Annotated in this window: 17 protein-coding genes; 9 read left to right on the forward strand and 8 right to left on the reverse strand. The window is 61.2% G+C overall.

Annotated elements, in window-relative coordinates; translation table 11 throughout:
* Positions 1-67: 67 nt before the first annotated feature.
* Complete coding sequence (locus tag KY495_RS17925) at positions 68-2467, reverse strand: TonB-dependent receptor (protein WP_219880718.1); 2400 nt, start codon at positions 2465-2467, stop codon at positions 68-70.
* Positions 2468-2638: 171 nt separating this feature from the next.
* Here KY495_RS17925 and KY495_RS17930 point away from each other — a divergent pair, with 171 nt between their 5' ends.
* Entirely contained in the window at positions 2639-4186 is a 1548-nt protein-coding gene (locus tag KY495_RS17930) for a tryptophan halogenase family protein (RefSeq protein WP_219880719.1), read from the forward strand.
* A 34-nt stretch (positions 4187-4220) separates the two neighbouring features.
* Positions 4221-5234, forward strand: a complete 1014-nt coding sequence (locus KY495_RS17935) for a LacI family DNA-binding transcriptional regulator (RefSeq protein WP_219880720.1) — start codon at positions 4221-4223, stop codon at positions 5232-5234.
* Between the two features lie 109 nt (positions 5235-5343).
* Here the strand turns inward: KY495_RS17935 and KY495_RS17940 are convergent, their stop codons facing one another.
* Complete coding sequence (locus tag KY495_RS17940; protein WP_219880721.1) at positions 5344-5994, reverse strand: uracil-DNA glycosylase family protein; 651 nt, start codon at positions 5992-5994, stop codon at positions 5344-5346.
* Entirely contained in the window at positions 5987-6547 is a 561-nt protein-coding gene (locus KY495_RS17945; RefSeq protein ID WP_219880722.1) for a DUF488 family protein, read from the reverse strand. Before KY495_RS17945 ends, KY495_RS17940 begins: the two co-directional genes overlap by 8 nt.
* 122 nt (positions 6548-6669) lie before the next feature.
* Between KY495_RS17945 and KY495_RS17950 the strand changes: the two genes are divergently transcribed.
* Positions 6670-6936, forward strand: a complete 267-nt coding sequence (locus KY495_RS17950) for a hypothetical protein (RefSeq protein ID WP_219880723.1) — start codon at positions 6670-6672, stop codon at positions 6934-6936.
* Between the two features lie 19 nt (positions 6937-6955).
* Here the strand turns inward: KY495_RS17950 and KY495_RS17955 are convergent, their stop codons facing one another.
* Genes KY495_RS17955 through KY495_RS17965 form a run of 3 tightly spaced genes read right to left on the reverse strand, consistent with a single transcriptional unit; the run spans position 6956 to position 7865 of the window.
* Positions 6956-7273: a DUF5985 family protein gene (locus KY495_RS17955; protein ID WP_219880724.1), complete on the reverse strand. Its 318-nt coding sequence runs from the start codon at positions 7271-7273 to the stop codon at positions 6956-6958.
* A 5-nt stretch (positions 7274-7278) separates the two neighbouring features.
* Positions 7279-7536, reverse strand: a complete 258-nt coding sequence (locus tag KY495_RS17960; RefSeq protein WP_219880725.1) for a DUF5985 family protein — start codon at positions 7534-7536, stop codon at positions 7279-7281.
* 2 nt (positions 7537-7538) lie between these two features.
* On the reverse strand, positions 7539-7865 hold the full coding sequence (locus KY495_RS17965) for a hypothetical protein (protein WP_229518350.1): 327 nt from the start codon (positions 7863-7865) through the stop codon (positions 7539-7541).
* A 365-nt stretch (positions 7866-8230) separates the two neighbouring features.
* On the opposite strand from KY495_RS17965, the gene pbpG reads away from it, so the two are divergent.
* Positions 8231-9178 carry a D-alanyl-D-alanine endopeptidase gene (pbpG, locus tag KY495_RS17970; protein ID WP_219880727.1) on the forward strand — a complete coding sequence of 316 codons (948 nt, stop codon included), beginning with the start codon at positions 8231-8233 and terminating at the stop codon, positions 9176-9178.
* 451 nt (positions 9179-9629) lie between these two features.
* Here the strand turns inward: pbpG and KY495_RS17975 are convergent, their stop codons facing one another.
* Positions 9630-10979, reverse strand: a complete 1350-nt coding sequence (locus KY495_RS17975; RefSeq protein WP_219880728.1) for a S9 family peptidase — start codon at positions 10977-10979, stop codon at positions 9630-9632.
* Between the two features lie 344 nt (positions 10980-11323).
* Between KY495_RS17975 and KY495_RS17980 the strand changes: the two genes are divergently transcribed.
* From KY495_RS17980 to KY495_RS17995, 4 genes are read left to right on the forward strand one after another with little or no spacing between them, the layout of a single operon-like run.
* A complete protein-coding gene (locus KY495_RS17980; RefSeq protein ID WP_219880729.1) occupies positions 11324-11899 on the forward strand; it encodes a recombinase family protein in 576 nt (191 codons plus the stop codon).
* A gap of 4 nt (positions 11900-11903) precedes the next feature.
* Positions 11904-13538, forward strand: coding sequence for an IS481 family transposase (locus KY495_RS17985; protein ID WP_219884305.1), 1635 nt, complete (start codon positions 11904-11906; stop codon positions 13536-13538).
* Positions 13528-14499 (forward strand): ExeA family protein, encoded by a 972-nt coding sequence (locus tag KY495_RS17990; RefSeq protein ID WP_219880730.1) that lies wholly within the window; start codon positions 13528-13530, stop codon positions 14497-14499. Before KY495_RS17985 ends, KY495_RS17990 begins: the two co-directional genes overlap by 11 nt.
* Before the next feature lie 8 nt (positions 14500-14507).
* Positions 14508-15212, forward strand: coding sequence for a hypothetical protein (locus tag KY495_RS17995; protein WP_219880731.1), 705 nt, complete (start codon positions 14508-14510; stop codon positions 15210-15212).
* Positions 15213-15347: 135 nt separating this feature from the next.
* Here KY495_RS17995 and KY495_RS18000 read toward each other — a convergent pair whose 3' ends face one another.
* On the reverse strand, positions 15348-16016 hold the full coding sequence (locus KY495_RS18000; RefSeq protein ID WP_229518351.1) for an alpha-ketoglutarate-dependent dioxygenase AlkB: 669 nt from the start codon (positions 16014-16016) through the stop codon (positions 15348-15350).
* Positions 16017-17741: 1725 nt separating this feature from the next.
* Between KY495_RS18000 and KY495_RS18005 the strand changes: the two genes are divergently transcribed.
* The gene (locus KY495_RS18005; RefSeq protein ID WP_219880732.1) at positions 17742-19928 is read left to right on the forward strand and encodes a TonB-dependent siderophore receptor; all 2187 of its coding nucleotides are present in this window, start codon (positions 17742-17744) and stop codon (positions 19926-19928) included.
* The last annotated feature ends 80 nt before the right edge of the window (positions 19929-20008 follow it).

The raw sequence follows: 20008 nt of genomic DNA on the forward strand, positions 1-20008 counted from the left end.
ATCGTTGGCGCGAAGAGCAGGGCGGGAATGGGAGAGCCTGCAGGCCCTCCCCGCGTTTGCACGAGGCTTAGAAATCAAAGCCGGTGTTGATGCCGATCGTGCGTGGGCTCTTGTACTGCGACAGCCACGGCCCCATGCCGTTAAAGGCGCTGGTCTTGATCTTTTCGTCGCTTACATTGCGCACGAAGGCATCGACCCACCAGCCTCTGCTTGACTGGTAGCGCAGGCCAAGGTCGGCACTGGCGTGCGCCTTCTGCTGGTCTTCCGGGCCCAGGTTGAACACCGACAGCTCCACTTCGGACTCGTAGCGCGCCGTGATGCGCGGTATCAGCGTGGCACCATCGGCCATGTGGAAGGTGTGCTGGTACTGGACCGTGGTGGAGAAGGTTGGCGCGTGCGGCATCTTGTTGCCGCTCACGTCCAGGCAGGTCGCAAAGCTGGGGTCGACCACGCAGGTTGGCAGTGCATAGTCATTGGAGCCGGCAACCAGGGCGCCCAGTTCGGCCTTGAGCACCGCCAGCGTCACGGACAGGCGGTCGTCGGGCGTGATGCGGGCCGCGATTTCCGATTCAAAGCCATACACCGTCGCGCCTTCTGCATTGGTGATCGACAGGCCGCGGCTGCCGTCGGTGAAATTGACCGGTGAATTGAACTGGAAATCCTTGAAGTCCGAGTAGAACAAGGCATTGTTGACCTTGACCTTGCCGCCCATGAAAGTACTCTTGGAGCCGATTTCATAGTTGGTGAGGGTCTCCGGTGCGTACGTCAGGCCGCGGTCCTGCACCCCGCCGGACTTGTAGCCGGTGGCGATGCTGGCGTAGATCATGTGATCCTTGCCCAGTTCGTAGTTGGCGCGCAGCAGGCCGGTGACCTTGCTGCCATTGAATACTCCATCATTGCCCGGCACGTCGGCAGCGAAACCCTGGCCCGGCTGGCGCGGGTCCATCGATGGATTCAATGGCAGCTGCGGCACGTCGCCGCCGCGCCAGGTGTAGGCGCGCCCGCCCACATTCTCGCGCCGGTCCTTGGTGTAGCGCAGGCCGCCGGTCAGGTGCAGGGCGTCGCTCACGTTCCACGTAGCCTGGCCGAAGGCGGCCGAGGAGGCCACGGTTTCTTCCGGCTGGATGAAGGAGCCCTGCCAGCCAACCGTGCCTTCCTGGGTACCATTGAAGATCGGGATGTCGAAGCGGATGTCATTCTTTTCGGCCGCGTAGTACAGGCCAAGCTGCCAGTCCACGGTCTTCGCGCCCAGCGACTGCAGTTCCACTTCATGGCTCTGGCTGCGGTAGTTGGAGTCGACCGTGGTGTGCTCCTGCCAGGTGGCGCCCGAACGCACGCTGGTGGGAATGCGCGCGCCCCCGTCCTGGTCAAAGCGCATCGAACCCTGGTAGGTGGAAAAGCCGCCGATGTAGTTCATGGCCATGTCATCACTGAGCTTGTACTCAAGGCGGGTGCGCACATTGTGGCTGTCGCGATTGATCCACGGCGCGCTGTCGGACAGGATGGACCAGTGCTTTTCGCCGGCGCGCGGCTGCTGCATCAGGTTGGCGCTGGGAGTGCCACGGTCGGAGAATTTTTCGTAGGCGATGTTCCACTTCACGGCAGGGGTGATGTGCCACAACAGGCTGGCGCGGAAGGCGGTCTGATTCTGGGCGTTGTATTTCTGGTTCCCGACGGCGAACAGGTTGCCGTTGATGGGGCGGAACGCGGCAGGATCGCCGCCGGCTGCTTCAAAGGCGGCGCGCTGGTCGGCAATCGGCACGCCCTTGAAAGTCTGGTAGTCGGTGTAGCCATCGTGCTGCTCGTGGACCACGCCGATGCGCAGGGCCGCCGTCTCCCCCAGCGGGACATTGAAGGCGGCGCGCGCGCCGTAGCGGTTGTAGTCGCCGATGCCCGCTTCGACCGAACCGGAACGGCTGTTCAATTCCGGCTTGACGGTCTGGATGTTGACCGCGCCCACGGTGGAGTTGCGGCCCCACAGCGTGCCCTGTGGCCCGCGCAGTACTTCGATCGATTCAATGTCGAACATGAGGGCGGTGGCGCCTTCGGCCCGCGGCGAATAGACATTGTCCACGAACGACGCCACTTCCGGGTCGGCATACTGGGTCTTGGCGCTGTCGTTGCCGATGCCGCGCAGCGTCATGGTGGTCACGCCATGGTCGCCCTGGGCCGTGGCCTGAAAGCCCGGGACCAGCGCCACCACGTCAAGCATGGTCTGCACGTGGTTGTCCTGCAGCGTTGCGGCGCTGAGCGAGGTGATGGCGATCGGTGTTTTTTGCAGGCTGGTGGAGCGCTTGGTCGCGGTCACCACCACTTCCGGGATTTCCTCGGTATTGGTGGCCTGCACCTGCTGCGGGCTGGACGCGCTCTGGGCCTGGACCGCGCCGCTACCGGCAATCAGGGTCAGGATCGCCAGGTGGATCGGGACGGCGGAACGCCGGAAGGGGTGAGATGCTGCTGTTTTCATGCTGTCTCCAAAGGAATGATGTTTATCTGCACCGATTTATTGTTTTATTCGTGAAACCGATTTCACACGTTGTGAAAACGATTTCATGGTATATTCCATTGGAGTGAAATGTCAAAGCAAATATGACTCGATGTTCAAATTCCTACAGATTTGCCGTGCCAGGAGGTTTTTGTGAAAAGTTTTCATAACGTGCTGATCGTCGGTGGCGGGACGGCCGGCTGGCTTACAGCCGCCTTTCTGGCAAAGACCCTGGGTGCGCGCGGCGAGGGAATCAGGTTCACCTTGCTGGAGTCGCCCGAAATCGGCACTGTTGGTGTGGGAGAGGGCACCTTCCCGTCGATTCGTGGCACGCTGGCGGCCATCGGCCTTGATGAAGCGACCTTTGTGCGGGAGTGCCAGGCCACCTTCAAGCAGGGTGTCCGGTTTGACCACTGGGTACGCGCGCCGGGCACTCCTGGGCCAGACCACTACTTTCATCCCTTCAGCCATCCCAGCCAGCGGCCAGGCTGCCCTGAACTGCTGCCCTACTGGCTGCGCGGCGTGGGCGGCCACGGGGTGCCGTTCGCGCAGGCAGTCACCATGCAAAAGCGTGTGGCAGACCTGGGGCGGGGGCCTAAACGCCCTGGCGATCCTGACTTTGCAGGGCCCATGAATTACGCCTATCATTTCGACGCGGGGCGCTTCGCCACGCTGCTGGCCAGCCACGGGCGTGCATTAGGTGTGCGCCATGTGCTGGGCAATGTGGAGCAGGTGGAGCTGGACGAGCTGGGCGCCATTGCCCGCGTCCGCACGCGCGAGCATGGTGCGCTCAGCGCGGACCTGTACATCGATTGCACCGGCTTTCGGGCGCGCCTGATCGGACAGGCACTGGGCTCGCCCCTGCGCCGGCTGGACGATGTGCTGTTTGCCGACCGGGCGCTGGCCATCCAGGTGCCGTATGCCGATCCCGCCGCGCCCATCGCGGCCTATACCATCTCCACCGCGCACGAGGCAGGGTGGAGTTGGGACATCGGGCTGCAGCAGCGGCGCGGAGTAGGCTATGTGTATTCGAGCCGCCATACCAGCGACGAGCGCGCGGCCGAGGTACTGCGCCGTCACATCGGGCCGGCCGGCGCCGGGCTTGAGGCGCGCCAGCTCACACTGCAAACGGGCTACCGCGAAACCCAGTGGATCCACAACTGCGTGGCGGTAGGCTTGTCCGGCGGCTTCCTGGAGCCGCTCGAAGCCTCCGGCATCGGCATGATCGAGACGGCGGCTTATCTGATCGGCTACCTGTTTCCGTTCAACGGCGATACGGCCCCGGTGGCGCGCACGTTCAACCGCCTCATGCGCGAGCGCTACGAAAGGGTGATGGACTTCATCAAGCTGCACTACTGCCTGACGCAGCGCACCGACAGCCGCTTCTGGATCGACAATACCGACCCGGCATCCATGCCCGCCTCACTGCGCGACAAGCTGGCGATGTGGCGCGCGCGCCCTCCCAACCGGCTCGATTTTGTCGCCGACGTGGAGATGTACCCCACCTCCAGCTGGCAGTACGTCCTGTATGGGATGGAGTTTGACACGCGGCTGCATGCCAGCGCGGGCGACGAAGCGCGGCGCAAGGATGCGGCGCGCGAGTTCTGCGCCATTGCCGAACTGGCGCAGCACGCCGCCGCCGACCTGCCGTCCCACCGCGCGCTGGTCGAGCATTTCTGTTCCCGCAATGTGGGGCGATGATATAGTGGCGGCCATCGCACAGCGCCCGATCTTCATGAAAAACGACGAGAGCAGCACTACCACCTTGCAGGAAGTTGCCGATGCGGCCGGGGTTTCGCCGGCCACCGTGTCGCGTTTTTTGAATGGCACCGCCAAGGTGGCCGACGACAAGCGCCGGGCCATCGAACGGGTCATCGAAGAACTCAATTACAAGCCCAACCGCCTGGCCCAGTACCTGAAGTCGGGCTCCACCCGCACCATCGGCGTGCTGACCCAGTCGCTGGAAAGCGGCTACTTCAACAAGACCATGACCGGCATCGAGGATGTGATGAAGGCGGCCGGCTATGCGCTGCTGATCATGAGCGGCCACTGGCACGCCGACGAAGAAGCCGAGCATGTGGAACTGCTCATTGGCCGCCGCGTGGACGCGGTAGCTATCCTGACCGGGAACATGACCGATGCCCAGATCATGGCCTTTTCCAGGCGCGTACCCATCGTGGCGTTTGGTCGCAAGCTTGACAGCGAGCGCGCCATTGGTTTTTGCCTGGACAACTACAGCGCCGCGTGCGACGCGGTGCAGCTGCTGATCGAGCAGGGGCATCGCAGGATCGCCTTTATCGCCGGACCGGACGACCAGGAAGATGCGCGCGCGCGTCTGGCCGGCTACCGCGACACGCTCGCGCGCCACAGGATCGAGGTGGTGCCGGAGCTGATCGTGCCTGGCGACTTCCAGGAGTCGGGCGGCCTGCTCGCGGTCAACCAGCTGCTGGCGTCAAAGCAGCGCTTCACCGCCATCTTCGCGGCCAACGATCTGACGGCCTACGGTGCGCGCCTGGCCCTGTACCGGCGCAGCATCCGCGTGCCGGACGACATATCGATCATCGGCTTTGATGACCTGCACAGCTCCATGTACACCACGCCGCCGCTGACAACCGTGCGCCAGCCCCTGTACGAGGTGGGCACCGCGATTGCCAACCTGATGCTGCCGATGATCGGCCAACCGGGCGCGCAGGTGGAACTGCCCACGCTGGAACTGGTGGTGCGCGAGTCGGTGCGCAGGATCAGCTAGCGGGCCAAGTCTCATGCAGGCGCCCGGCACCGGCCGTCTCGCGCCATGGCTAGTTTGTTCGCGCAACCACAGGGCGATGCGCTAGTAGAGCCGACAGTCAGCAAAGCCGCTATTCCACGGGCCGGGGGCCGGCCTGCCCGCAGGCATGTTGGGCCCGCCGCGTCGCCGCCACGCGCGCACGCAGCACCGGGACCAGTTCGTTCTCGAACCATGGATTTTGCTGGAACCATGGCGTGTTGCGCGGCGAAGGGTGGGGCAGGGGAAAATAGGCCGGCCTGTATTCGCGCCAGGCGCGCACGGTCTCGGTCAGCGACGGCTTGCGCTCACGTCCAAGAAAATGCTTTTGGGCGTGCAGCCCGATCAGGATAGTGAGCGCGATGTCGGGCAACTGCAGCAGCAGCTGGTCCAGCCACAGTTCGGCGCATTCCTTGCGCGGTGGCATGTCGCCCCCGGCACCCCGCCCTGGATAGCAATAGCCCATTGGAATGATGGCAAACTGCGCGGGGTCGTAAAAGTCGGCAGGCTCGACGCCCAGCCAGGAACGCAGCTTGCGGCCGCTGGCGTCGTCGAAGGGAATGCCGGAGGCGTGTACTTTTGACCCCGGTGCCTGGCCGACGATCAGCACCCGCGCCTCCTTGCCGGCCTGTAGCACGGGACGCGGCCCGTGCGGCAGCACCGCCTCGCACGCGCGGCAGTCGCGGACATCGGCCAGCAGGTGCTCCAGGGTGACGTAGCGCAGCGGTGCTGCTTGCTTATTCATCGGTTTCCTCGGGCGCCGGATAGGTAATGGTGCAGCATTGCACGTGCGCAAACGGCGTGAGCTTGTGCGGCCGCCGTTTGGCGCCCGACACGATATGTTCCACCTGCAGCCCGCGCACCAGCAGGGCGTCGCCGATCATGGAACGGTGGCAGCGCCAGGGCACCGATTCGGCGCACATGAGCACGCAGCGTCGGGTCTGTGCCAGCGCCACCAACTGCTCCACCGCCGCGTGAAATTGCGGCGACTGCATGTGATCGGCATAGCCGCGAAAAGAGGCATTGCGCCAGCCGGTGTTGGTCGAGGTCTTGCTTGCATGGCGCAGGCCGCCCAGGTCCTGAAAATACTGGTACGCGATGCCGGCCGGCGCCAGCGACTGCGGCAAGGCATCCTGATTGTACTGGGGATTGTGGCGCGAGCGCGGCACCGTCCGCACATCGACCACGCAGTCGATCCCGTTGGCCGTAAGCAGCGTGACAAATTCGGTCAATGGCCGGGTGGAGTGCCCGATGGTGCATACGAGGAGGGGCGCCGTGCCGGCTGCAATATTTGTCATGCTTGTCTCCCGCTTCAGTCATGTCGTTGACCGTATGATAGTGGGGCTGAGATGGAGGTGTCGCATGCTCGCCCGAAGCGGAGTATCATTTTGGCCAGGACCAATGCGCCAGGAAGAGGGTCGTGGAAAAAGCTGACATATATTGCCCCAAATGCGCGTGGCGCCCGCAGGCGCTGGACCGGTGGGCGTGCGTGCCTTCGTGCGGCACCGTGTGGAATACCTTCTGGACGCGCGCCGTGTGTCCCGGCTGCGGCGTCAAGTGGCCGGCCACGGAGTGCTTCGGCTGCGGCGCTTATTCGCCGCACGAAGCGTGGTATCACTATCCCGACCCGGGGCAGCAGGAGCAGCGCGAGGGGCAGGCGCGCGAGGAGGAAGTGAGCGGCCTGTAGCAGGCCGCCCGCGCCCTCGTCAGCCTTGCCGGTCGGGCGGCGCGTCGCCTTTTGGCGCCTGGGCGCGGTTGGGCAGGCGCTTGCGCGGCAGGTTTTTTTCCAGGATCGCCCACAGGATCAGCGCGTACGACAACAGGCGGATCAGGTAGTGGAAGGGCTCGTCTTCATGCACGTCCACCCACAGAATGGCCGCATACATGCGGTGCCCCGCCTGCACCGCAAATGACAGGGCAAAGTACAAGAAGAAGCGGTCGCCCGAATCGCGCCAGAAGCGCAGGAAGAACAGCGCAATGACCAGCGAAGCGATGGTGATGGCGCCTGACAAAAGTTCAGCCATGTGCGTCAGTCCTTTTCATAGATCAGGCCATACAACAGCATGACGACGGCGGCCAGGGCGCTCAGGTGACGGATGAGGAGCAAATTGGCATCCGGCAGCACCAGCTTGTCAATCACGAGCACCAGGTTGTTGACCGTCATGACGGAAAAGCACAAGCCGCTCCAGAACAGCAACCGGTGGCCACTGCTGCGATAGCTTTGCAATAGCAGCCAGGCGCAGGCAAACGACGTCAGCGCGCATAAAATATAAATGATTTCCGACATGGTCAGCTCTCCTTGCGCAAATTGAACGCGTCGGCAAATTGTTGGGCCTTGCGTGCGAGTCTGGAGTGGATCAGATGCGTGATTTCCACCAGGTTGGTGGAATACTGGTGGGCCACGGCATCGACCATCTCACGCATGTCGGTAGAGCCGTCCTGGAAGCAATACACCGGTTCCGGCTCGACGCACTGGAGCATGCCGGCATCGGACAGGTACACCACGACATCGCGCGCTACAGACGGGGGCACGTACAGGCGCTGGGCGACTTCCGTGATGGACCAGCAGGTCGGTGCCGTCGAGCGCAGCAGCATCAGCGCCTCCAGATGGGGCACGGACGGTATGCTCGTCAGAATGAAACGCCGCACCTCTGGTGGAATTTCATTTTTTTCCATCGTTACCAAGTGGAACAGTTTCGTTCCGGAATATTGAATAAGACCGGCATCTTATACGGTAAGACGCCGCGAAACCAAGGGTGTTTCAACGGAATTCGGCTTTTTTTGCTTCCTTTGCGCAAGGCGCGATTTGCTAATGGGATGCTAAGTGTTGGTCACTACCATTGTCGAGCCGGACCGTTCGCCTGCCCGGTATGCGGCCTGCCTGGCCGCTGCCCACAGCGGCTGCACCATCGCGGCAGTGACGCCCGTTTTTCCGTCCTGCACCCCGTCCCTGCGCCCATTTCGAAAGTACGCTGTTGTCTATGAAGTCATTCCTGCGCGGCTTGCTCATTGCCGCTGCCGTGTCACTTGCCACGTCGCTGTCGCCGGCGGTCATGGCCAAGAAGGGGGCCGCACCCGCGGCCGAGAGTGCGCGCAAGGCCGACGCCGGTGCCCGCAAGGCAAAGCCGGTGCGCCGCAAGGCACGGCCGGCGCGCAAGTATGCCCAGCGCATCGCCCGCATGGGCATGCTCAAGTCGAGCGCCGTGCTGGTGCTGGACGCGGCCAGCGGCAAGGTCCTGTATCAGAAAAACGCGCGCCGGGTCATGCCGATTGCCTCGGTCACCAAGCTCATGACGGCGCTGGTGGTGCTCGAATCGGGCTTGAACCTGCGCGAAAAGCTGACAGTCTCGGACGCGGACGTTGACCGGCTCAAGTATTCGTCCTCGCGCCTGCGCGTGGGCACCCGCCTGAGCCGCAACGACATGCTGCATATCGCCCTGATGAGTTCTGAAAACCGTGCCGCCTCGGCACTGGGCCGCCACTATCCCGGCGGCAAGGCAGCGTTCGTGCGCGCCATGAATGCCCGCGCCCGCGCCCTGGGCATGAAGCGCACCCGTTTCGTGGAGCCGACCGGCCTGTCCAGCGCCAATGTGTCGTCGCCCGAAGACCTGGCCAAGCTGACCATGGCCGCCCAGCGCCAGCCCTTGATCCGCCGCTTTTCCACCGACAAGCTGCACGTAGTGGCGCAGGGGCGCAGTTCCACCACTTACCGCAACTCCAACCGTTTGATCGCCGGTGGCAAGTGGCGCATCGGCATCCAGAAAACGGGCTATATCAGCGAGGCGGGCCGCTGCATGGTGCTCCATGCCACGGTCGGCGGACGCGCCGTCGTCATGGTGTTTCTTGACGCCCATGGCAAGTTTGCCCGCGCGCAAGACGCGGCCAGGGTGCGTACCTGGCTGGCGCAGCATGCCCAGCCGCGATCTTGACGGTGCTGTTCAATTGCCGCATCCGGCTGTCAGTTTGGGGCTACTGGTAGCCGATTGTACGCGACAGTCGAGCGACGCTAACCATCAGACTGCTTTCGCCCTTACCCGACGTTCACGGCTCCGCTTAAGGCTGAAAGTACCGTACTACTTGTAGTGACCTGCGTTTGAAACGGGCCCGACCAGCATTCCAGCCGATTCTCGGCCAGGAATAACTGCAACTGAAGCCCCCCTCAAACCAGCATTAGCTGCAAATGAACCTGCATTTATCCGCGCCGACCTGCATTCCTTCGCCGCGAACCGGCATTATCTGCAACTGACTTGTAACCAAAAAAGATCGGCCCGCTGCACGCATTACGCGGTCGTCATCTGAGTTGCTTCGATGTCGATGAATGCTCCTGGGGTGCGGCTGGCCTGCTTCAGCAATCCAACCTGGGGCCCCCGCTTACATCCGCTATCTGCGATACGCCTTCCCGTACTTTCCGCCGAGTTTGCCTTTTGCCCAGTCAGCCATCAGATCGTAAAAGCCCGTAGTAATACGAGTATGCTTGCGCGAAAAATCGGCCGCTTGCTCGTAATTCCACATGCCGTGGTCTGTATCGGGGAAGATATACATTGAGATGTCCTGACCTTTTTTACGCAAATTCGACAGCCGCTCTACGGTCAGCGCAATAGGGGCTTGCCGGTCTTCATCTGCCAATGCCCACATGTGCGGCACATCGACATTTTTTAGGACTTGCATGGGATTTTGCGACCAGTCGACACCCAGCTTATCTAATTGCGGTACGCCATTTTTTCGCAGATCATCCACGGACATACTCAAGTATACGCCGGTGTACCCACCCTTTACAAAAGGAAACCAAACTTCTTTTCCGAATTTATTCTGGAATTCTGCAAGCTCGTCCAGGCCCTCCTTGTATCCAGACCTCACCAGTCGTCCCGTTATATCCGTCGCCGCCTTGGCCTTGGCAAGGATGTCGTCGCCATAGCCGCGATCCCGCAATTCCTTCGTGACTTGAGCAGCATCTTGTTCTGCGATGTCAACGACCAAGCCGTAGCCGATGCCGAGAAACTCTGCCTTGGCACTCACCGCCGCGAGCGGGGCGATCCACCCACCTTGGCTCAAGCCGATCAGTCCGAAACGACCGAAGCGGCCCTCCGCCAGCCGTTTTGCTTCGCGCGACGCCGCTACTAGGTCATCGGACAGGCGCGGAAAGTTCTGCGTATATTCTCCCTCGGAAAGGCCAGTGCCGCGCTTGTCATAGACGAACACCGAGACACCCCGTCCCAACATTTGGTAGGGATCGCGCCCGCGATCAATCCAGCCGCCATCTTCCGAACCATGTGCGTAGATGACAAGTGGCGTGTTCTTTCCCGCGCCCGGGGGTTCCATCAAGCGGCCGGCGAGCATGACGCCGTTTGACTCGAATCGCGTATTCGATTCAGCAACGGCAACTTTTGGCCAGGTCTGCTTTGCGCCAACAAGAACCGCACCTTGTCCACACTCGACCAGCGCGTTGGCATGCTGCGTGTTGCCGACAATCCCGTCGCTAAAAGTATAGTCAAATCCTCTGTCCGCTTTAGTAATAGCGACGAATGTCGCCTTATTCATTCGGAAAATACCCGTCTCACAAGGAGCTGATCTAAATGGGTTAGACGCGGTGCTTGCATGTTCAAGCGATCTATTATCGTGAATTGATGCGCCAGTCACCTTGGCCTCTGACACGCTCTTAATATCCTCGGCGAAGGAGACGGAACCTGCCAGCAGGGATGCGGCTAACAGGGCGGACGACGGTATTTTCATGGGTTCTCCAGTAGGAATGATTGTAAGAAATGTTATGCGATAGCGTCGTTACCAATTCACAAAATCCGATGAACAAGAGAATTTGATGGCTCAAACCGAGAATTCCGGTATTAGCCGCTGATTAATCACAGAGATTTCCTTCTAGGTGACGTAGTTTTCCGAATTTTGCGGTTGTCCCTCAATTGAGCCGCTCTACCGTACTTTCCAAGAAACGAGGGTTTGTTGCACTCCCGCGAGCGGCCGGCGTGCGGCGGGCATCCCAAGCACACCGACAATCCACAATCCCTTTCCAATATTCAAAGTCCAGCTATACTGAATTTTCGTGATTTATTGGACAAGTCGCCATGCTGATCGGCTACGCCCGTGTATCCACCGACGACCAGAACCTGGACTTGCAGCGCGATGCGTTGCAAGCGGCTGGCTGCGAGCGGGTCTTTGAGGACATGGTGAGCGGCGCGAGGGCGGACCGCTCCGGGCTGGCCACCCTCATGAGCATGCTGCGTGCCGGCGACACGGTGGTCATCTGGCGGCTGGATCGGCTGGGCCGGTCGCTCAAGAACCTGATCGAGCTGGTGGAGCGACTGGAGGCCACCAAGGTCGGGCTGCGCAGCCTGCAAGAAAATATCGACACCACGTCGAGCGGCGGTAAGCTGGTCTTTCACCTGTTCGGCGCACTGGCCGAGTTCGAGCGCAACCTGATCCGCGAACGGACACAGGCCGGACTGGTTGCGGCGCGCGCGCGCGGCCGCATGGGCGGGCGGCCGAAGCGACTAGACCCGGCCAAGCTCGCGCTTGCCCTTAAACTGCACCGGGAGCGGAATCATACCGTTGAAGAAATCTGCAAGATGATGGGAATTTCAAAATCCACGCTCTACAACTATCTCGACAAGGCTGAGAGCGATGGCGGCCGGGTGGCGTAAGCAGATCCCGGTCGAATCGCTGCTGCAATTGCGGCAGCGGCTTGACCGTCTGCCTCACAAAAGTCCGGAGCGTGCGGCCCAGGTGCGCGCCATGTCCGAACTGTACGGCATCTCCACCACGTCCGTGTATCGCGCCCTGAAGGATTTTCTGAAGCCACGCGTAATCCATCGCACCGATCACGGCAAGCCGCGCGTGCTGCCGAAATCCGAACTGGAGAGGTATTGCGAACTAGTTGCGGCCCTCAAGCTGCGCACCACCAACAAGCAGGGCCGCCACCTGTCCACGAAGCGCGCCATCGAGCTGTTAGAGGAATATGGTGTCGAGACAGCGCAGGGGCTGGTACGCTCGCCACAAGGCGTGCTTACGCGCAGCACGGTCAACCAGTACCTCACACTTTGGCACCTCGACCAGCCGCGTCTACGCCGGCAACCGCCAGCTGTGCGCTTCCAGGCCGAGCACAGCAACGACTGCTGGCAATTCGACATGTCGCCGTCCGACCTCAAACGGATCGACAAGCCGGACTGGATCGAACCTGGCAAGGGCGAGCCGACGCTGATGCTGTACAGCGTCGTGGACGACCGCAGCGGCGTGGCCTACCAGGAGTATCGCTGTGTCTATGGCGAGGATGCGGAGTCGGCGCTGCGGTTCCTTTTCAACGCGATGGCGGCGAAGGCCGACCCCGAATACCCGTTCCAGGGGCGGCCACTGATGATCTACCTGGACAACGGCCCTGTCGCCAAGAGCCGCGTATTCCAGAATGTGATGCACGCGCTGGGCATCGAGTGGATGACACACATCCCTGCCGGCAAAGACGGCGAGCGGGTCACTGCGCGCTCCAAGGGGAAAGTCGAGCGACCGTTCCGCACGGTGAAGGAAGCACACGAGACCCTGTACCATTTTCACAAGCCGGAAACCGAGCAACAGGCCAACGAATGGCTGTTGCGCTACCTGATGCGCTACATTCGCCAGGATCATCGCTCCGAGCAGCATTCGCGCATCGAGGACTGGCTCGCCAACTTCCCGAGCGGCGGCATCCGGGAGATGTGCGCCTGGGAGCAGTACTGCCGCTTCGCCCGTGAGCCAGAGCGGCGCCGGGTGGGCGTAGACGCGCGCGTGTTGGTCGAGGGCACCAGCTATGAAGTCGAGCCGGACATGGCCGGCGAATATGTGCTGCTGCTGTGGGGGCTGTTCGACAACGAACTGTACGTCGAGTACGAAGGCGTGCGCACTGGCCCCTACTACCCGGTCGCCGGCCCGATCCCGTTGAACCGCTATCGCGCCTTCAAGCGCGGCGCGGCCGACGTGCGCGCCGACCGTATCCGCACTCTGGCCGACCAGCTCCAGCTGCCCATCGAGGCGCTGGCCGGCAAGGAGCTGCACTTGGCTCCACTAAATCTACCAGGCGAATTACCGATCCAGCCCTTCGACGCCGAGGCGCACGAATTTCATTTTGCGAACGTCATCGCCGCCAAGCTGGCGATTGCGGACGAGCTGGCCAGGCCGTTGGCCAAGCTGTCGCAGGATGATCGCGCCGTCATCGACCAGGTGCTGAGCGAGACGCTGACGCGCAGCATCGTGCTCGCGCGCATACGAGATTATTTCCGAAACAAGAAGACTGGAGAGGACCATGCGAGTTGAAGTGATGCAGTACTACGGGCTGACGCAGCCGCTTAGCCAGGCCGGCTACTACGAAACCGACCACCACAAGCAGCTTATCAAGGACATCAAGGGCGCTACCCTTGAGGGACGGCTGATCGCCGTCTGCGGTGTTGTCGGCAGCGGCAAGACAGTCACGCTGCGCCGCCTCCAGCAGATTTTGAAAGACGAAAACCGCGTGGCTGTCGCCAAGTCACTGTCGGTGGAAAAGCACAGCATCAAACTGGCCACCTTGATCTCCACCCTCTACTACGACCTGACGCAGGACAAACAAGTGCAAATTCCCAAGCAGAGCGAGAAGCGCGAGCGGGAATTGCAGGAGATCGTCAAGAAGGGGAAGCGGCCCGTGGCGCTGTTCGTCGACGAGGCGCACGACCTGAACGGCCACACCCTCATCGGCCTCAAGCGCCTGATGGAAGTGGTCGAGGATGCAGGCGGCCGGCTGTCGGTGATTCTGGCCGGCCATCCGAAGCTGCGCAACGACCTGCGCCGCCCGACCATGGAGGAAATCGGCTACCGCACCGACATCTTCACGCTCGATGGCATCGCCGGCAGCCAGCGCGAATACATCCTGTGGCTGCTTGGTGCCAGCTCGGCCCCGAACACCGATCCCGAGTCGATCCTGAACGGCGAGGCCATCGATATCCTGGCCACCAAGCTGCGCACACCGCTGCAAGTCCAACTGCACCTGACACTGGCACTCGAAGCGGGCTACCAGACGGGCGAGAAGCCTGTCACGGCCGCGCTGGTGGAAACCGTGCTGTCTCGCCAGCTTGACGATCTGGAGCCCACCCTGACCCGCCACGGGTACAGGCTGAAGGACATGGTCGAACAGTTCGACGCCAAGCCGGCGGAAATCCGTGCGCTGTTCAACAACAAACTCGAACCGGCGCGCACTGCGGAGCTGCGTGACCGGATGCTTGCCGCTGGCCTGCCCATCTGATTCTGCCCATGAAATTCAAACAATTTACGGTCGCGTCCTGCTATTCGTCCTTCATGCTGCCGCACGTCCTGTTCGTGGAAGAGCTGGAAGCGCGGAAGAAGGCGGTCATGAGCTGCTGCCTGGCGTGGAACATCAGCCTGTTTCCTAGCGACGAGCAGGAGGACCACATCGAGCGGATTTGGCAAATGGTCGAGGCCGACAACCAGGAGGCACCGCCTCCCGGTCTGGAACAGGGATTCAAGCAGGACCTGCGCATGCTGGTCGCACAGAAACAGGAGCTGTTTCCGTGGACGCATACGAATATCCCAAAGGCGGACTTGATCGGAGCGGGCGTCCACGATGTATTGATGATCGCAACCGGCACCGGCACGGCCGAGGAAATCGAAATCCTTGCCTGGCCGAATCCGACCGGATTGCCGCTCATTATCGAGCACCTGCGGAGCATCCAGAGCAACACTGCCGCCCAGGTCGGAATGCTGGAGCAGGCCAGCCGCACCCCTGGAGCATTCACCGACATCGAGGCAACTCAGATGACGACGGCGTATTGCGTGCAGCGGGCCGATCTGGTCGGCTACCAGCGCATCCTTACGGTCTGGCGCGACACCCAGCCAGCGGCGAGCGTCAAGCGCGTAATCGGCCACTGGCTGGGTGTGCTGGCCGAAATCGAGGCCGATAGCAAGGCGGTGTTGAACATCCTGGTCAGTTGCAGATAATGCTGGTTCGCGACGATGAAATGCAGGTCGGCGCGGATAAATGCAGGTTCATTTGCAGCTAATGCTGGTTTGATGGGGGCGTGAGTCGCAGTTATTCCTGGCCGAAAATCGGCTGGAATGCTGGTCGGGCGCGTTTCAAATGCAGGTCACTACATTTAGACGTGGCCCCACGGGCCGTGTCGTTTTGTTGATCCCGTGCTGCCAGTTGGCCTGCGTGCGGCCACACATGAGTAACAGACTCCCGGCCGTGAGGTCGAGCTTGACCATCTGCGAGGTTCGCTTGTGTTTCAGAACAAACGTTCTCGTGTCGCCGAAGCTCACGGACGCGATGGCTGGCTCTGGCCCCAGTTCAGGTTCGTCGTCGCTGTGCATGCCTATGCTGTCGCGACCATCGCGGTAGTAGTTGAGCAGCACGCTGTTGAAACAAAGGCCGGTGACATTCTCCACAACAGACTGTATTTGCTGCACCAAGGGTGAGCACGGCCCAGCCGGCATCATCACCCCCGAATATGTGTAATCGGCTGCGCCTTGCCACGATGTCAAACGCGGCTGAAGGAACCGCTTGCCCAACACAGTGATGGAGTCGGCGCGCCACGCTGTCTCGTCGATCAGCTGAGCCAAGATCGCGTCGTTGTCGAGCTGAAGCGGCAACTGCTCCATCATGAACAACTCGCCATCCGGAAGTGGAATGGGAAGTAAGGACTCCCCCGTAGCAAACAGATCGAGCATCGGCGCCCCCGCTCCACCCGCCCCTGGTTGACCACTGTCTTCCGCGCATGCCAACGCTTTTTTCTTCGCAAACATTTTTGTCTCCTTTAGACTGTTAGAAGTGATTGTCGTCGCCAGGGTTTCCCCTGGCTTTGCAAGATGTCTGAGCCGGAAGTTGATTTTGACCTTGGTGTTGGTGATTCATGTTGGTATCCCCTTTTCGCAGTGTCCTTGCTTCGCTGAGTGCCTTTCGCCGTGCTTGCCCGTAGGAAGGCCAGCCGTGAGAGGCGGGGGGCAAGGGCGGCACCGGAGGCTGCAGCGCAAGCGAGCGCAGCGAGTGCGAACGGGCGAGGATGACGGGGCCGCAGGCCCGGACGCTTGCTGCCCGCCGCGGCTGGCCTACCTTCCAGGGCATGCGAAAGGACTCGGGCGCAGCAACCACCAGCAACGATCCCAACATGAGCTCAATCTGGACGGTCACGCCGTCGGGAGGGGGAGTGGCCCACGCCTGGTCAAATCTTCCCATCCAGCGAAGTAAATTTGACCACACCCTCGCATCACTAAGTCGTTGAAAAATGACGATTCTTCATTCTGACCCGTCCAGATTTACCTCGCGCTGTCGCGAACTAAATTTGAGACCCGCCGACGGCGCGAACTAAATTTGATACTCGCCGAAGACGCGTGGCTCCTCCCTAGGACAACACCGCAGTCGACCGTACTGCACTCTCGTTGTTCCCGTACCTTCGACGCCTTGCGCGCCAGCTCAACCTCTCGTCCGGTTCTGTCGGATTTCTTCGACACTGAGCATCTAACGGGCTTGACACCATGAGCCGCTCCAGCGGCACCAGATTAGGAAAGCTGTCGACCGGGTGCGCCATTAGGATGTTCGTGACATACGGGTAGGTGGCGAGGTATCGCATGTATGCAAGTGAACATTATAGCGATAATGTCCATAGACCTGGACGTTTCGTGAGGAACAAAAGGCGGCCCTTACTGTTCCGACGCGGCCCGGGACGCGATTAAGCGAGGCACGAAAAGGCGATCTTCCGCACCAACGTTCACCGCACTCGACTGCGCGGTGCCTCTCCCCGCCAGCGAATTCCTTCAACGAGATGTCCTCCTTAGCTAGTTCAGGGCTGGCGTAGAGTCGTCGACTCGCTACAGGGTCGAAATTGTCGTCGAGGTCTCCATTTAAGCCAACCATGCCACTTACTTAGGGTGGGGCGTCAAAAGCTTCAGCGGCAATTTCCGTTCGGCCGGGTCTTTCACCATCTTCCGCGTCAACGGTGCGAGGTTGCCAACGGAACGCGGCTGCTCCGCTGTTTCGACACTATCCAGAATGTGATAAATCCATGCTTGAGAAATATAATTAAAAAATTCTGTTCGAAAGATTTCGAGAGAATGTATGGAAGATAAGTGTGCTAGAGCGCAATCTGACACGCTTGAGTAACCATCTATCGTTCAATCGTCTGGCCTCGATGGAGCAGAACATGATGCATCTCGATCGCAGCGCGCCGCAGGCAAGCTCGTAGGGACCGTCGAACTGAAAAGAGCAGTGCGATAATCTTTAATTTAGAAGATTGACAAACAAATCATTTGGGAACTCTGTTATAATTTTCACTTCCTGCTTATCCAAGCAGAGGTTTCAAGGGTTGTCGTCCATCACGGTTCCCCCCTATATCTTGCGACCTGCAAAGATTCTCGCGCACTGCGTCATTTGTGCGACACATGATTTATTCCCTAAACGCTGTAGTTAACCGTCCCAATTCTGGTCCGGGTGGATTGCATCGTTCGTTTAATCGAAATCGTTTAAGAGATAGTATGTCTTTGTATAATCCAGGTCGGGGGCCAATCGCATTCGTTTCCGTCGGCGTGCTGCTGGCCAGTCATGGGAATGCCCAGCAACCGCCGGCCGCGCCGGCCAAGCCGGACGCCAGTGCCATGGCGCGGGTGACGGTGTCGGGTACGGCCGATTTCGACGACCGCAAGGAAAGCACGGTGGCGCGCAGCGTCGTCACCCAGCAAGATATTGTCAAGTTTGGCGACAGCACGATCGAAGACGTGCTGCGGCGGGTTCCCGGCGTGACCGTGGGCAGCGCGGCCGGGCGCAGCGATGAGATCCGCTTGCGCGGTCTGGCCGGCGGCTATACGCAAATCCTGCTCAATGGCGAGCCGGTCGCACCGGGCTTCTCGATTGGCTCGATTTCCCCGGTCAGCATCGAACGCATCGAAATAACGCGCGGCGCCACGGCCGACATGAGTGCCCAGGCCATCGCTGGTACCATCAACATCGTCCTCAAGCAGCGCGTCGCGGCCAATGGGCGCGAAGTCAAGGCGGCGCTGTCCGGTTACCGGGACAATCCCTCGGGCTTTTTGGACGGACAAGTTTCCGGGCGCCGGGGCGCGCTGTCGTATGCGCTCACGGGCGGCCTGAGCAGCGCTAAAAATACCTTTCCCTCGATCATAGAACAAAGCGGCGTCGATGCTGCCGGCGTCCCGGTGCTGCAGCGAGTCTCCACCAAGGTCGAATCCGGTCGCATCGACACCGTCAACTTGGCGCCGCGCGCCGACTGGAAACTCGGGGCGGACAATCTGAGCGCCGATGCCCTGCTGCAGTACCGCAAAACCCGCGGCAGCGTCCTGGACAGCCGCGCCAGCCTCCTGGGTGTTCCCGCCTTGTACGCCGGCAACGACCTGCAGATCGAGATGGATACTACCATCGCGCGCTCGCGGCTATCCTGGAGCCGGGCCGGAGGCAACAATGCCAGGCTGGACGTCAAGCTGGGCTTGAGCTACAACCGCCGCAAGGTGGTCAACGATTTTTATGGCTTTGACGCGGACGGCAACACCGTGCTCGACGAAGACACCGATTCTGACGCCATCGACCGCAGCGTAAGTCCGAGCGGAAAATACCGCCTGCCGTATCTGCGTGACCATGCCATCGTTCTGGGCTGGGACAGCGAATTGAGTCAGCGCTCTGAAAACCGCGTGCAACGCCAGCAGGCGCCGGCCGGCTACCCCGCCCGCAATCTGGACGAACAGTACGATGCCCGTGTGGCCCGGCTGGCCGTGTTCGCACAGGACGAATGGCAGATAGCGCCCGGCTGGTCGGCCTATCTGGGCCTGCGCTGGGAGGGCTTGCTGACCCGCAGCCAGGCCAATGTGCATGCCGACGTCAGCAGCCGCTCCAGCGTGGTCAGCCCGGCCCTGCAAACGGTCTGGCAACTGCCCGGCAGCAAGAAGGACCAGGTTCGCCTTGGACTGAGCCGCACCTACAAGGCGCCCACTACGCGCGACCTGATGGCGCGCCGCTATGTGGCCAACGACAACACACCCACCACCCCCGATTTCCAGGGTAATCCATCGCTGCGCCCTGAGCTGGCGTGGGGTGTCGATCTGGCCTACGAACATTATCTGGGCGATGCCGGCATGATCAGTATCAGTGCCACCGCCAGGCGCATCGACGACATCATCCTGTCGCGCATGGGATTGGTAAACAACGTATGGGTGTCGACTCCGGAGAACAATGGCGACGCCAGTACCCGCGGTGTGGAAATGGAAGGCAAGCTCAGCCTGGCCAAACTCAATAAAGCATTTCCCGAACTGGACTTGCGCGCCAATATCGCGCGCAACTGGTCGACCGTGCATGCCGTGCCCGGACCGGATAACCGGCTTGATAAACAAATCGAAATCAGCGCCAATGTCGGCGCCGACTATCGGTTTCGGAATCTTCCTTTGACATTGGGCGGCAATTGCGGCTGGCAAAGCGGCGGCGCGGTGCGGCTGTCGGCCACCCAAAGCGCCAGCTACAGCCCGAAACGGGTGCTCGATGTGTACGGTTTATGGAAGGTCGACGCCCGTTCCCAGTGGCGCTTTACCGCGTCCAATCTGCTGCACCAGGACTATGCGGTGGGCGCGAATTACTTTGACGCGAGCCAGCGCCTGCGTCAGCTCAGCGTCAGCCCAAGCTATGCCGTGCTGCGGGTTGCCTTTGAAATGAAGATTTGATATTTCCCTGAAGCCGCCCATCGCGCAACCTGCGGACGGGCCAGCCAACCGGCATGTGACCTTCTAGCTTCGTACTGACT

The organism is Massilia sp. PAMC28688 (assembly GCF_019443445.1).
GTDB lineage: Bacteria > Pseudomonadota > Gammaproteobacteria > Burkholderiales > Burkholderiaceae_D > Telluria_A.